Origin of the sequence: Rhizobium laguerreae (assembly GCF_002008165.1) — a bacterium.
GTDB classification, from domain to species: domain Bacteria; phylum Pseudomonadota; class Alphaproteobacteria; order Rhizobiales; family Rhizobiaceae; genus Rhizobium; species Rhizobium laguerreae.
The window spans coordinates 260,210-273,903 of the sequence record NZ_MRDM01000030.1 but is presented as its reverse complement, the minus strand read 5'-3'; the positions used below and the strand labels follow the sequence as shown (position 1 = coordinate 273,903).

Here is a 13,694-nt window from a genome sequence, read left to right as displayed (position 1 = left end):
GGATTTCATCCGTCTACAAGGCGAGGAGGCTGCGAAAATTCGACCGAACGGAAGGGCATCGATCTTGAATCTCCTGCGTCGCGCGCTCTTGGCGTCCATCGGGGCGATGATCAGCTGGAAACCGTCGTGGTCCAAGGAAATCAGCCCGGATTCCGGCGAGGAAACGTCTAACCACGACGAGACGGAGGAATCCTCGGTGACGCCCCGGCATGTCCTTTGTTTCCTCGGCAACGAACGTGACCTCAGCCCCTTGTCCGACGCAGCATCGAAGGCGATCCGTGACTTCGCCACCGGCTTCAGCGTCCACGAGGATTATTCCCAGGCCGAGCCAGATGACCGTATGAGCCAGTCATTCGCCGTGTGCTGGGATCGGGTCGAAGCCAATGCCTGGAGCCCGGCAGACGAAGATGCCGTCGCCGATCATCAGTCGGTCCTCTATGTCCTCGGGCCGAGCATGGCACAGGCGGAGACGGTAAAGGTTTCGATGCTGGCGTTGCGCCTCGTCGAGCGGTTGATCGATGCGGGAGCGGTTGCGGTAAAGGGCGAAAGCGCCGGTATTGCCCATGGCCTCGACCGATGGAGTGAGTTGATCCGACAAGGCGCAGAGGCGGTAAAGGCCGCCGACCCGCTGGCTGAGCAGCGCATCGGCCGACTAGCCTTCGCGAAACGGCCGCTATCGGTTCCGGGATATCTGGCGAGTGTCGGTTTCCATCTCGTCGGATTGCCCGACGTCTATGTGCCTGAGACGGCCGGCAGCGAAAGGGAAATCGTCGCCATCATGGACGCGGTTGCCGACGAAATCGCGCAGCGGGGCCTTGAGCCGACGCTGAAGGCTCGCCGCGCAAGCCTCTCCTTCGATTCGACCTACGAACCGGATGAGTTCAAGTTCAATCCATACGGCATCGTCAAGCTGCCCAAGTGAGCCTGCGCTGTCGCAGTGCAGGGCTTCGACCTCCCGACTTATTGGTAAGTGATCGTGTCGCCGACCCGCGGGCGATTGAAGTAATGGCGATCGAAGCTGTAGCCATTCTGCCCGGTGAAGTTTGAAAAGAACGAAGAGACCGGCGTCGTCAATGTGTACTGCACCCGGGTCAGCACGACCTGTACGCCGTCATCCTGGATCTCCGAAGGGACCTCGATTGTGCTCGCCGAGCCTGAGGTAAGTGCGGAGGTGTTGAGCGCTGCAGACCAGTTGACCGTCGCGCTGCCGCTCTTGGCGATGTCATCGACCGCCAGCGTGATCGTCAAGCCCGTCGTGTCATAGGGCTGCAGGATGAAGCTGGCGCCGGAAAGAAGCTTGGCGACATCGGACTTCGTCCAGGAACCCTGCTGTGAAATCATGTCGCCGGTGGAGGAGGCGATCTCATCTATCTTCCGGCTGACCGTCAGTGCATGGCCGAGATCGACAGTGCCGAACAGGAGCATCACCAGGATCGGCAACACGAGCGCAAACTCCACACCCGACGCCGCCGACCGATCGCACATGAGACGACGGGCGCGGGCTCGGGCGAAGCGGAAGTAGGACAGGCTCCGTTTTATGATCATGTCAGAAAGGCTCGTTGCGGAACAGAACGGAAGATCCGAGCAGGTAGCGGCCGTCCGAAAGCTTGGCGCTCGACAGCCTGAAGAAATTGACGACCGCTGTCCACGGCAGGAACGTCTGAACCAGGATGTAGTCGCTGCCCTTGCCGATATCATAGGTCTCGGTGACTGCGAGATTGCCGCTGGCGTCGATGGGATCGGTGCTGGCGGCGGAAGAGAGGTCGGAAAGCACGATCACCTTGACCAGCAGACCGCCGGAGCAGCTGAACGACAGAAGCATGTCGTTGCAGATCCTGGCCTTGAAATCGGCCAGCGTGACGTTGGAGGACGCAACCTCGCCGGTGCGGATCATCCGGGAGATCTTGTGCACAGACGCGTCCAGCGCCGAGTTGACGAAGAACATCAGCGACACTTCGATAATGCCGAATATCATGATGAAGAGCGGCAGAGCCAGGATCGCAAATTCGATCGCAGCGACCCCTTTGCGATCGCCGAGCAGACGGCGCAGCGATGCGAAGCGTTTTTCTCGCCTCATTGGGTCAGCCTGACGGATGCGAGATATTGGGTGAAAAGCGCCGACAGGCCCGCCGTGATCTCGGTCGACGAGGACGCGGATATGAACAGGCTCTTGGAAGATGCGCAGTCGGAAAGCGCATAGGGGATGTAGTCGCGTCTGGTGATGCTGTTCGACACGCCGGTTTGCATGGTGCCGCCGTAAGTGCTCTTCCAGCTGGCGCTTGCCATGGTCGAGCCGACTGTTGCGTTGTAGCCCCAATCCGAGGTGATCGGCAGGTATTCGGTGTAAAGAACCGCCATGGTGGCGGACTGGTTTTTGAGGTAGGCGCACCAGTCCGGATTGAGAGGCGCCACCTTGTTCCAGTATGCTCCGTAGGTGGCCTTTCCGTTTTTCCATGTCACTTTGTCGGTCACCCATTCGCGCTGCGACTGGACGCCGTCCGTCAGCAGGAGAACCAGCTTGAGCGGCGAGCCCGAGGAGGCTCCGTCCCCGCCCGTGCCGACTTTCTGCTTGAGCGTCGCAAGCGACACGTCAAAATAGGTGGCTGCCTTCGAGGTCGCGCTGGTAAGGCCGTAACTTGCGTCCGCAAGGCGATTGCGCGCCGTGTCAGTGCTCAGCGTCGGGGTCAGAACTTCCGTGAGGGTATCACCAAGGCTGTATAATCCGACCTTGATGCGTTGATGATTGCTGTCGGACGTGTCGATCATGTCAAGCACGTCTCTGACGGCATCACCGGCAACATCGGTGCGAAGCTTTATGCTCTTGGCCTTGCTGTATTCGTAATTGTTGGCGTATTTCGTCTTGCCGATCGTGTGTGCATCGCCGGTGTGGCAGGCGAACTGGCATCCGAGGCCGGAATACATTGTCGCCTGGCCGGCCGTTGTCGCCGCCAAAAGCATCGACGGCGATGTGTCGATAACGATATATACGTTCAGATAGGAGGTGGCCGGCCCCTTGACGGCGCTTGCCACGCTGACGTCAACGGTGTCGATGTTGGCAATCTTCATCAGCGTCGTCGGAACCGTGCCGCTGGCGGTCGCCGTGATCTTGTGGTTCGACGTATCGATGTCGATGTCGCCGAGCGTATAGCTGTTTTCCACCTGCGCGTGGAACCAGTCCGCAACTTTTTGCTTGAGGGCATCGGCGTCGTCGGTATCGATCTCTTTGACGGCGGCGATCAGGGCCGTGTCGAGGTCGCTCTGCATCCTCTGGCGGACATTGTAAGTCCTGATGTAGTCAAAGCTCGCGCCGACTGCGACGATCATCGGCACCAAGGTGAGGGCAACGACGATCGCCACATTGCCGCCCCTGTCCTTCCCGAGACGGTGCAAGCCTTTGAAGGCCCTAGCAAATGAATATGAAAGACCCGAGCCCAAAACAGCCACCGCCACATAAAGTCATACTTATGTGCAAGAAGTATCAAAACTGTTTAAGTCTCTGTTAATTTTTAAGTTTTCCGGGCAAATGCCGACCGTCGAATCCGTGTTTCGTGCGCAAATCGTATATGTCTGCGAGTTATGGATATTTGCAGGGCGACATATCAACCGTCTCTCTCTCTCTCTCTCTCTCTCTCTCTCTGCACTCGCATGGCAGTGTCGCGTCGTTGGCGTCCAGCGGGCGGCACTGGTCAAACGCGCCGATCAGCGCATCAGGCCAGCCGGTCGGCTTGATCCTTCCGATCGCCAAGACTTTCCCGCTGAGTGAGACTTTAGGCACTGACCGATTGTTCTCCTATGCCGACCGGCCTGGAACCGTTGACCTGGCCAGGGCTGGCAAAAGTCGCCGCGAGGACTTCTTTGATGCCTGGCCTCGCATGCGACCAGATCGCAATCTTTTGCTGGCGGTGCACGATGCCTTGGGCTGGCTCATGACATCGAAAACAGGCCGCCGGGCGAGTTGGCGACGTTCCGCAGTGAAGCTGGCATCGGTGGCGCAGCACTTCGAAAACACTTCGGCCCCCGAAAAGGCGGCTCTCTGTTCGATGTGTCGAGAACAGGCCGAGGCGTTGCAATCATGTCCCAGCCCTGCGGTGACTTCTCAATTGGCTGATTTAGAACGACCAAAAACGCCAGTTAAATCCGATTTCATCCGGTTCCGAACGAGTTCAGTTTCTCCAGAAGAGCCTCTGAAATCTCGAACTGACGGGCCGTTCCACGTCCCATCGAATTCTTGACGATCGTCTCGTCCAGCATCCCCCGTTTGACCAGGAGATCGACCGTCTCCTTGACGCCGCTGCGCGTTAGTGCGGTGATTTCCATGATGTTGGAAAGGGTTAGCTTCTGATGCGCCTGGTTCATGCTGTACAGAACCGTCATCATGCCGACCTGCTTCAGCCTTGCCTGAGGCGTCTCGTCTTCGAGCGGATGGTCGAGGATTTCGTGCAGGATGAGACCTGAGAAAGCCAGATTGCGCCATTGGGTTGTAAGTGCTCTTGTCATGCTCTTTTACTGTGTTATATAAATCAGTATAAACGCCGTTACAGGCAAGCCACCTCTTCCGCTATGGGCTGTCCTCTGGAGGGTCGTACTCATGAAAAACCTTCTGCTCAACTCGGTCGTCGCGACCTGCTGCATATTGCCACCCTACCTTACTTCACCTGGCCAGGCTCAGGCAAATGAATGGGGCTGCGAGGTTATCCTGTGCCTTTCCAACCCTGGAGGTGCGACGCAGTTCGCGGCATGCCGCCCGCCGATCCAGAAGCTGTGGCGCGAGCTTGCCCAGGGACATCCGTTCCCGACATGCAGCGGCTCCGGCTTTACAAGTTCGCGCCCCGGCTATGAGCCCTATTACTGCGAAACGGGTTACCGGCTGGAAACCGATTATGGTCCTCGCGGACAGGAAACTACCTGCGTGTCGACGTCCCTCCAGCCGGTGAACAATGCATACTGCCCCAGTGTTTTTGGAGATGATCACAAATTCAACAAGGATTTGGTGCGGTCACCACGCTGGCAACGGGAGGATGGGCGCCGCCGGTGCATGGGCTATTCGACGGCTCGCCCGAACGTACGCCCGCAGCCCCACTATGTCGACGTCACCATCGACGGCGCGGCAACGCAGCGGGTCTGGTACTGAACGATGGCCGTCACTTTCGTGGATCTCGCGCAGAACTGCGCACCCATGGTGGAGGTGAGAACGCTTGCCGCCGTCATCAGTCTCGAGAGCGGCTTCAAGCCCTTCGCCATTCGTATCAACAGTGGCCCACCGCTTGAGCGTCAACCCGCGTCGAAAGCGGAAGCCATAGAGCTTGCGACCTCGCTTACCGCTGATCATCAGGACATCCAGATCGGCCTAGGTGGCATCGGCATGGAAGAGTTGCGCAAGCTGAAGCTTTCGATTTCGGATGCGTTCGATACCTGCCTAAACCTCAAGGCGACGGCTACTCTGCTCAACAGCTATTATCGCCTCGCATTGCATGCCGGCGCCGATACCACGCAGGCCGAGAAGGTCATGCTCCAATCCTATCATGGCCGGAACGACCCGTCGGTCGGCCAGATGGTCAGATATGACGAGCAGGTCCGCAAGGAAATGGTCCGCCTGTCTTCCAACCTGGCCTCTGTCGCCATCGGCGAACCGCGCGAAGAAAGCCCTCCTGATGAATCGGCAGAGAGGCGGCAGGCGTCAGTAATCAAAGAATCCATTCCGCAGCCCAATGAAGCCGCATCGTGGGACGTCTTCAACGCCCGGCGGCAGACTCAGGTTCTCGTGTTTCAGAATGAACGATTGGAGCAAAGCCAATGATCTCAACAGCAACCCTTCGCCCTGTCGCGGCTCCCGCGTTGATGGCAGTCGCCATTGTCGCCTGCCTGGCAGAACCGGCTTTTGCCCAGGCAGCCGGCGTCGAAACCGTGTTGCAGAACATCGTCGACATGCTGACCGGCAACATCGCCCGGCTGCTTGCCGTCATCGCCGTCATCATCATCTGCATCGCCTGGATGTTCGGCTACATGGATCTGCGCCGCGCCGGGTTCTGGATCATCGGCATCGGCGGGATTTTCGGGGCGACGGAACTCGTCAATACGATCGTCGGAAGCTGATGACATGGTGATAGCTGCCGCCATCGAGGAAGACACCCTGTTCCTTGCCTGCACCCGCCCGGCGATGATTGCCGGCGTGACGATGGAGGCGATGGGTATGAACGTCATGCTGACGACGATCCTTTACATCACCGCGGGATCGATCGCCTACGCACTGGTCGGCGTCGTCTTTCATTTCATATTCCGGACGCTCGTCAAGCACGACCACAACATGTTCCGGATCCTGATCTCGTGGATCGACACCCGCGGCCGGTCACGCAACACCGCCTATTGGGGCGGCGCCACGGTCTCGCCGCTGACGCTCATCCGGCACTATGACGAAAGGGATCTGAGCCTTGCCTAGCATCGCAACGCTTCGCTCACGCGAACTCGGCCCCGAAACCTTCATTCCGCACGTCCGCCATGTCGACGAGACAACGATCGCGCTGAAGTCCAGAGCGCTGATGGTGATGCTCGCGCTTGATGGCGTATCCTTCGAAACCGCTGATGTTCTGGACCTGAACAGCCTTCACCGCGACCTCAATACGCTTTACCGCAACATCGCCGACGAGCGACTGGCACTGTGGACACATGTCATTCGCCGTCGCGACAACGCCTATCCGGATGGAGAGTTTGCCAATCCATTCTCACGGGGGCTGAACGCAAAATACCGCGAACGTATGATCGATGAGGACCTGTTTCGAAACGATCTTTACCTCTCGCTCGTCTGGCATCCGGGCCGGGATCCAGCCGAAAAAGCCGCCAACCTTGTTTCTCGCCTGCGCAGGGCAGGCCGCGCCGGCGTCGAAGTCGACGAAGATGGCTTGAAGCACCTGAAGGACAAAGTATCCGACGTCACCGCGGGCCTGAGGCGCTTCGAGCCTCGAGTGCTCTCCCTTTACGAGCAGGACGGCATCCTCTTTTCCGAACCGAGCGAGGTGCTGCACCAGATCGTCGGCGGCCGGCGGGAGCGCGTCCCGTTGACGGAGGGCAGGATATCTTCGGCGATCTATTCGGATCGGGTGATCGTCGGGCGCGAAACCATCGAGATCCGTCATGAGGCCGATAGCCGCTATGCCGGCATCTTCGGGTTCAAGGAATATCCGGCGACGACCCGCGGCGGCATGCTCGACGGCATCCTGACCGCCCCCTTCGAACTCATCCTGACGCAGTCTTTCGCCTTCGTCTCGAAAGCCGAAGCGCGCACGATCATGGGGCGCAAACAGAACCAGATGGTCAGCGCCGGCGACAAGGCGGCCTCGCAGATCGAAGAGCTCGGCGATGCCATGGACGATCTGGAGTCGAACCGGTTTGTCCTCGGTGAGCATCATCTCGCGCTCTCGGTCTTCGCGCCTTCAGTGAAGGAGCTTAGCGACCATATGGCGAAAGCACGGGCGTACCTCACCAACGGCGGTGCGGTCGTCGCCCGCGAGGATCTTGGTCTCGAGGCAGCCTGGTGGGGGCAGTTGCCGGGCAACTTCCGCTATCGGGCACGGTCGGGCGCCATCACCTCGCGAAATTTTGCAGCACTCTCTCCCTTTCATTCCTATCCGACCGGCAGAAAGGACGGAAATGAATGGGGACCGGCCGTCGCCATGCTGAAGACCGCCTCCGGTTCACCCTTCTATTTCAACTTCCATCATAGCGACCTTGGCAACACCTTCGTCTGCGGACCGTCGGGCGCCGGCAAGACGGTGCTCTTGAACTTCATGCTCTCACAGCTCGAAAAACATGATCCCCACATGGTCTTCTTCGACAAGGATCGGGGCGCCGATCTCTTCGTCCGGGCCGCGGGCGGTACCTACCTGCCGCTTCGGAACGGTGTTCCCACCGGCTGCGCACCGTTGAAGGCACTCGACCTCACGCCGGAAAACAAAGTGTTCCTCACAGGCTGGGTTGGCAGGCTAGTGGGAGCGGCGACGCGGGAACTGACCGTCACCGAGCTGCGCGACATCGCCTCGGCTGTCGACGGTCTGGCGGACCTTCCTGCCGAGCGCCGCTCCATTGGCGCCTTGCGCACCTTCCTGAACAACACAGATCCCGAGGGCATCGCCTCGCGGCTGAGGCGATGGGAAAGGGGAGGTCCGCTCGGCTGGGTGTTCGACAACGAGACCGACGACATCGGCATCGGTGCCAAGTTCATCGGCTACGACATGACCGACTTCCTCGACAACGTGGAAATTCGCACGCCACTGATGGCCTACCTGTTCTTTCGCATCGAGCAGCTGATCGACGGGCGGCGCATCATCATCGTCATCGACGAGTTCTGGAAGGCCCTGCAGGACGAAGGCTTTCGCGACCTCGCGCAGAACAAGCTGAAGACGATCCGCAAACAGAACGGGCTGATGTTGTTTGCGACCCAAAGCCCGCGCGATGCGATCGTCTCGCCAATCGCCCATTCGATCATAGAGCAGTGCCCGACGCAGATCTTCCTACCCAATCCGCGCGGCGATCATGCCGATTACGTCGAAGGGTTCAAACTGACGGAGCGCGAGTTCGAGGTTCTCTCCCGCGAGCTTCCGGTCGAAAGCCGCCGCTTCATCGTCAAACAGGGGCACAACAGCGTCGTCGCCGAACTGAACCTCAGGGGTTTCGACGACGAGCTCGACCTTCTCTCCGGCCGCACCGCCAGCGTCGAGCTCGCCGAGGCGATCCGGAAGGAGGTCGGCGATCGGCTCGAAGACTGGCTACCGGTGTTTCAGCAAAGAAGGAGAATGGATTGATGGAAAGGGTCAGAATGGGATTTGCTCTGGCGATGACGGCTGCACTGTTGCCGGTTGGAGCGGCATTCGCACAGGGTATTCCGGTCATCGATCAGACCGCGATCGCCAAGCAGATCGAAAGCATCACGCAGCTGAAATCGCAGCTCGATGCGCTCAATCAACAGCTTCAGCAGGCACAACAGCTTTACGCATCGCTGAACAAAGTCACCAACATGGCCGATGTCGCCGGTCTGCTGAACGACCCCTCGATCCGCAAGGCGTTGCCGCAGGATTTTGATGACATCGAAGGGGTGCTGAAAGGCTCGGGCACCGGCGCCATCGCAACCTCCGCCTCGAAATTCCTCGAGAATAATTCCACCTATCGCACCGATGCCAATGACTTCTATGCGCAGGAACTGGCGCGCGCCCAGAACCGCAATGCCGGCCAGATGAGCCTTGGCCAGCAGATCTACGATGCCGCCACCAAGCGCATCGACGGCATCGATCAGCTGCGCCAGCAGATCTCCAGTGCCGGGGATGCCAAGGATATCGCCGATCTTCAGGCACGCCTGCAGGCCGAAACCGCCTTCCTGCAGACCGACGTGCTGCGCATGCAGGCTCTCCAGATGGTCCAGCAGGCTGAGGTTCAGGTCGATGATCAGCGCAAGGCCGAGGATTGGCGCAAGCGCCTGGATGCCATGGGAGAGGCGCTCAAATGAAACATCTCCTGCTTGGCATCGTCATGCTCACCCTTTCTGGCTGCTTCGGCGACGAAGACAGGATCTATACTGTCGACGAGCTGATGGATGATGAGGTCCTGCTGGCGAAGATCACGAGTGAATGCCGCAACAACCCCGGCGCCTTGCGTCAGACGCCCAATTGTCAAAACGCCGCGGCGGCGGACTGGAAGTTGCGGCTTGAACGCATGAACAGGGCGCTTGGAGGCTGAGCTATGTACCAGGTCTTCAGCTTCGTCGACGGCCAGTTCAAGGCGCCGCTGGAAAATTTCATCTCGTCGGGCACGTCGAACATTGCCAGCTGCATCGGCGGCCCGCTCACCGCGGCGCTGACGCTCTATGTCGTGCTCTATGGTTACCTTGTCCTGCGGGGCTCGGTACCGGAGCCCATCCTCGAATTCGCGTTCCGGGCGATGAAGCTTGCCATCATCGTCATGCTGGTGCGCAACGCCAGCGAATATCAGACCTATGTCACCAACATCTTCTTCGAGACGCTGCCGCGCGAGATCTCGCAGGCGCTGAACTCCGGGACGGCGCCCAGCGCTTCCACCTTCGACAGCCTGCTCGACAAGGGCCAGAAATGTGCTCAGGAAATCTGGGCGCGGGCGACCTGGCCGGCCGACATCGTCAACGGCATCGGCGGGATGATGGCGATCGGCGCGAGTTTCACCGTGGCGGCGATCGGCTATATCGTCTCGCTCTATGCCCGGCTGGCGCTCGCCATCGTGCTGGCGATCGGCCCGATCTTCGTCGCGCTTGCGATGTTCCAGTCCACCCGCCGTTTTACCGAATCCTGGATTGGTCAGCTCGCCAATTTCGTCATTCTCCAGGTCCTGGTCGTCGCCATCGGTTCACTGCTGATCAGCTGCATCGACACGACCTTCACGGCAATCGAAAGCTACACGGATGTCATGATGCGTCCGGTCGCCCTTTGCGCCATCTGCCTTGCCGCCCTTTACGTCTTCTACCAGCTGCCCGGCATTGCTTCCGCGCTTGCAGCGGGCGGGGCGTCGCTAACCTACGGCTATGGTGCCAGCCGAGACGCCCATGAAAGCACGCTTGCCTGGGCTGCCTCGCATGGCACCAGAGCAGTTGGGCGAAGCGTCCGTTTCGTCGGCCGCCGCCTCAGATCTTGAGGGGCCGGATAACGCCTTCTTCACGTCAAATGTTTCAGAGGTTTGCATTTCAATGATCCGCATTATCGTCTCGCTCCTCCTTGCCTTGGAGCTCACTGGCTGCGCATCGCGGTCCCACCCTTTGCCCAAATGCGACGGTTATTCGCGCCGGCCGCTCAACCGCGCCATGTGGCAGTGGGAGGACAACAAGCCCGCCAAGCAAAGCGGCAATGACGCAGTCCCGGCGACAGCGACCGGCCAGCTGTCTTCCCATAGTGGAGAGCCGCTGACGGAGGAACCTGCCGCCTTCGCGCATTTCGATGCTGTGGGTTCGTATCGGCCATGCCAGGAGGGGTGAGATGGTGAATGAGGACAGTCTGAAGAGCTATTTCGACAAGGCGCGCCGCTTCGATCAGGATCGGCTTATCCAGGTGGAGCGGTCGGCACGCATCGCCTGGTCCATCGCGATCGCCGCAAGCGTGCTTGCCGCCACCTCGATCGTCGCCGTTGCCGGCCTCACCCCCTTGAAGACGGTCGAGCCCTTCGTGGTTCGGGTCGACAATTCGACCGGCATCGTCGACGTCGTCTCGGCGCTTACCTCGACGGCCGGCAGCTATGACGAGGCGGTGACCAAGTATTTTGCCGCCAAATATGTGCGTGCGCGGGAAGCCTATGTCTGGAGCGAGGCCGAGGAGAATTTTCGCACGGTCGCGCTGCTCTCGACCCAGCCGGAACAGACGCGTTTTGCGGCAATCTACCGAGGCGGCAATCCGGACTCTCCGCAGAATATCTATGGCCGCGGCGCGACGTCCCGCATCAACGTCGTCTCGATCTCTCTGATCAACGCGAATGTGGCTTCGGTTCGCTATACCAGGACCGTCACGCGCGGTGACGAGGTCAGGACCACCCATTGGGTGGCGACGCTCACCTTCTCTTATGTCAACGCGCCGATGTCCTCGACAGATCGGCTGACCAATCCGCTTGGTTTTGCCGTCAGCGAATACCGCGCCGATCCGGAGGCCATCAATTGAAGCAGACTGTCCTGATCGCCCTCCTTCTTGCCGGCCTCTCCACGACAGCGTCAGCGCTCGATATTCCGCGCGGCGCATCGCAGGATAGCCGCATCCGTTTTGTCGACTACCAGCCGTATAACATCACGAAGATCGTCGGCACCTTGCGGTCCTCGGTGCAGATCGAGTTCGCCGCCGACGAGGAGATCGCCCACGTCGCGCTTGGCAACAGCGTCGCATGGGAAGTGGCGCCTGCCGGCAATATCCTGTTCCTGAAGCCCCGCGAAAACCAGCCCGTGACTAACGTCTCGGTCGTCACGGCCAGGCGGGACGGGTCGACCCGCAGCTACCAGATGGAGCTGACGGTTCGCGACGGCACCGTCGAGGCCGGGCAAAACACCTACTTCTATGTGAAGTATCGCTATCCCGCCGATGAGGCCGAACGCCGAAGGCTCGATGCCGCTGCTCGTGCGCAAGCGGCTCAGGCCGGCGAAGCGGACAAGGTTCTTGCTCTTCACGAAGCCTATGGTCCACGCAACTGGCGCTATTCGGCGCAAGGGTCGGCGGCACTTGAACCGCAGGCGGTCTACGACAACGGCAAAGTCACCACCTTCGCCTTTGCTGGCAACCAGGAAATGCCAGCGATCTACATGGAAAGTTCCGACCGCAGCGAGAGCCTCGTGCCGAAGTCCGTCGAGAACAACCTGGTGCTTGTGCACGCGATCAGCCGCAAATTCATCCTGCGCAGGGGAGGCGACGTGCTGTGCGTCTTCAACGAGGCCTATGATCGGATCGGCATCAACCCCGACACCAATACGACCTCACCCTCTGTCGAGCGCATCGTGAAGGCGCAGGCTGCGACAGGACAATAGGAGGACGTCATGGCCGAGGAAGACAGCACCAACATTCCTGGCGAGCGCGCGGAAACGTCGACCGGCCGAGGCCCCGACACCAATCCGACGCTGAGACGTGGCGTCGTGGCGCTGGCCATAATCGCCTTCGTCGGATTTGCGCTCTGGTCGATGCGCGGACAGGATAAACCCGCCGACGGAGTCCAGCCCGAGCGCGTCGTGATCCGTCAGACATCCGATTTCGAGCCGGCGAAGGAGCCGGTCCAACCCGCCGCCCCGCCACCGGAATCAATCCTGCCGACGCCCGGAATGCCCGAGCAGGACGGCGAGGATGAGAAGCTTCTCGACGCTGCCCGCCGCGCGCCGGTCATGGCTTATGGCGCTGAAAAATCCCGCCAGCCTCATGCTCGAGACCAGGATGCCAGCACCGATGCCGCGTCGAACTACGTTCCCCTCGGAAATAATCCAGGCGGCTTCAGTGCCGAGGCGGAAAACGAGGACCAGCGCTTCAATCGCATGCTGGCGCCGACACAGCCGCAGGGCTCGCGTGCCGGAACCCTTGGCAATCGCGACTTCATCGTCGCCATGGGGACCTCCATTCCTTGCGTCCTGGAGACGGCGCTGTCCTCAGACCAACCTGGGTTCACGAGCTGTGTCATCAACCGTGACGTCCTGTCGGACAACGGTCGCGTCGTGCTGATGGAGAAGGGCACGCAGGCCGTCGGCGAATATCGCGGCGGCCTTCGCCGCGGCCAGAAACGCCTGTTTGTGCTCTGGAACCGGGCAAAGACACCGACGGGCGTGATCATCACCCTGGCGTCACCCGCAACGGATGCCCTTGGGCGTGCCGGTGTCGACGGCTATGTCGATACCCATTGGTGGGAGCGTTTCGGCAGCGCGATACTGTTGTCGATCGTCGGCGACGCGACCTCCTATGCCAACAGCCAGCTGCAGGATAGCGATGTCGAGGCAGACAACACGACGAGCGCCGGCAAGCAGGCCGCGACCATCGCCGTTGAGCAGTCGATCAACATTCCGCCGACCCTGTTGAAGCATCAAGGCGAGCTGGTCTCGATCTTCGTGGCGCGTGATCTCGATTTCTCGAGCGTCTATCGACTTCGCGTGAGCGAACCGCGCAATCGCATCTACGATCGGGCGGTACTTGGAGATTTCAGTCCAGCTTCGACCCTGGTCACGAAATAATCCG

The 13,694-nt window shown here is 60.2% G+C and carries 17 protein-coding genes; 13 read left to right on the top strand and 4 right to left on the bottom strand.

Features of this window, described 5'->3' with window-relative positions; all coding sequences use genetic code 11:
- Positions 1 to 64 precede the first annotated feature (64 nt).
- On the top strand, positions 65 to 922 hold the full coding sequence (locus tag BS630_RS31230) for a hypothetical protein (RefSeq protein ID WP_077980523.1): 858 nt from the start codon (positions 65 to 67) through the stop codon (positions 920 to 922).
- A 38-nt stretch (positions 923 to 960) separates the two neighbouring features.
- Here the strand turns inward: BS630_RS31230 and BS630_RS31225 are convergent, their stop codons facing one another.
- The 4 genes from BS630_RS31225 to BS630_RS31210 form a co-directional block, all read right to left on the bottom strand.
- A complete protein-coding gene (locus BS630_RS31225; protein WP_077980522.1) occupies positions 961 to 1,545 on the bottom strand; it encodes a TadE/TadG family type IV pilus assembly protein in 585 nt (194 codons plus the stop codon).
- Position 1,546: 1 nt separating this feature from the next.
- Positions 1,547 to 2,077: a TadE/TadG family type IV pilus assembly protein gene (locus tag BS630_RS31220; RefSeq protein WP_077980521.1), complete on the bottom strand. Its 531-nt coding sequence runs from the start codon at positions 2,075 to 2,077 to the stop codon at positions 1,547 to 1,549.
- On the bottom strand, positions 2,074 to 3,435 hold the full coding sequence (locus BS630_RS31215; RefSeq protein WP_077980520.1) for a TadE/TadG family type IV pilus assembly protein: 1,362 nt from the start codon (positions 3,433 to 3,435) through the stop codon (positions 2,074 to 2,076). The genes BS630_RS31220 and BS630_RS31215 overlap by 4 nt, the downstream gene beginning before the upstream one ends.
- A 708-nt stretch (positions 3,436 to 4,143) precedes the next feature.
- Positions 4,144 to 4,497, bottom strand: a complete 354-nt coding sequence (locus BS630_RS31210) for a MarR family transcriptional regulator (protein WP_077980519.1) — start codon at positions 4,495 to 4,497, stop codon at positions 4,144 to 4,146.
- Positions 4,498 to 4,588: 91 nt separating this feature from the next.
- On the opposite strand from BS630_RS31210, the gene BS630_RS31205 reads away from it, so the two are divergent.
- The 12 genes from BS630_RS31205 to virB10 are packed head-to-tail and all read left to right on the top strand — an operon-like array spanning position 4,589 to position 13,690.
- Complete coding sequence (locus BS630_RS31205; protein ID WP_077980518.1) at positions 4,589 to 5,131, top strand: hypothetical protein; 543 nt, start codon at positions 4,589 to 4,591, stop codon at positions 5,129 to 5,131.
- A 3-nt stretch (positions 5,132 to 5,134) separates the two neighbouring features.
- Positions 5,135 to 5,797 carry a lytic transglycosylase domain-containing protein gene (locus tag BS630_RS31200; protein WP_077980517.1) on the top strand — a complete coding sequence of 221 codons (663 nt, stop codon included), beginning with the start codon at positions 5,135 to 5,137 and terminating at the stop codon, positions 5,795 to 5,797.
- Positions 5,794 to 6,093, top strand: coding sequence for a TrbC/VirB2 family protein (locus BS630_RS31195; protein WP_065282894.1), 300 nt, complete (start codon positions 5,794 to 5,796; stop codon positions 6,091 to 6,093). The genes BS630_RS31200 and BS630_RS31195 overlap by 4 nt, the downstream gene beginning before the upstream one ends.
- Before the next feature lie 4 nt (positions 6,094 to 6,097).
- Positions 6,098 to 6,436, top strand: coding sequence for a VirB3 family type IV secretion system protein (locus tag BS630_RS31190; protein WP_077980516.1), 339 nt, complete (start codon positions 6,098 to 6,100; stop codon positions 6,434 to 6,436).
- On the top strand, positions 6,429 to 8,795 hold the full coding sequence (locus BS630_RS31185; RefSeq protein WP_077980515.1) for a VirB4 family type IV secretion/conjugal transfer ATPase: 2,367 nt from the start codon (positions 6,429 to 6,431) through the stop codon (positions 8,793 to 8,795). Before BS630_RS31190 ends, BS630_RS31185 begins: the two co-directional genes overlap by 8 nt.
- Positions 8,795 to 9,493 (top strand): P-type DNA transfer protein VirB5, encoded by a 699-nt coding sequence (gene virB5 / locus BS630_RS31180; protein WP_077980514.1) that lies wholly within the window; start codon positions 8,795 to 8,797, stop codon positions 9,491 to 9,493. The genes BS630_RS31185 and virB5 overlap by 1 nt, the downstream gene beginning before the upstream one ends.
- Positions 9,490 to 9,723 carry an EexN family lipoprotein gene (locus BS630_RS31175; protein WP_077980513.1) on the top strand — a complete coding sequence of 78 codons (234 nt, stop codon included), beginning with the start codon at positions 9,490 to 9,492 and terminating at the stop codon, positions 9,721 to 9,723. The genes virB5 and BS630_RS31175 overlap by 4 nt, the downstream gene beginning before the upstream one ends.
- A 3-nt stretch (positions 9,724 to 9,726) precedes the next feature.
- Positions 9,727 to 10,647, top strand: a complete 921-nt coding sequence (locus BS630_RS31170) for a TrbL/VirB6 family protein (protein ID WP_077980512.1) — start codon at positions 9,727 to 9,729, stop codon at positions 10,645 to 10,647.
- Between the two features lie 52 nt (positions 10,648 to 10,699).
- A complete protein-coding gene (locus BS630_RS38315) occupies positions 10,700 to 10,984 on the top strand; it encodes a hypothetical protein (protein ID WP_077980511.1) in 285 nt (94 codons plus the stop codon).
- Position 10,985: 1 nt separating this feature from the next.
- On the top strand, positions 10,986 to 11,657 hold the full coding sequence (locus BS630_RS31160; protein ID WP_077980510.1) for a VirB8 family type IV secretion system protein: 672 nt from the start codon (positions 10,986 to 10,988) through the stop codon (positions 11,655 to 11,657).
- Positions 11,654 to 12,508, top strand: coding sequence for a P-type conjugative transfer protein VirB9 (gene virB9, locus BS630_RS31155; protein WP_077980509.1), 855 nt, complete (start codon positions 11,654 to 11,656; stop codon positions 12,506 to 12,508). Before BS630_RS31160 ends, virB9 begins: the two co-directional genes overlap by 4 nt.
- Before the next feature lie 9 nt (positions 12,509 to 12,517).
- Positions 12,518 to 13,690, top strand: coding sequence for a type IV secretion system protein VirB10 (gene virB10, locus BS630_RS31150; protein ID WP_077980508.1), 1,173 nt, complete (start codon positions 12,518 to 12,520; stop codon positions 13,688 to 13,690).
- Positions 13,691 to 13,694 lie beyond the last annotated feature (4 nt).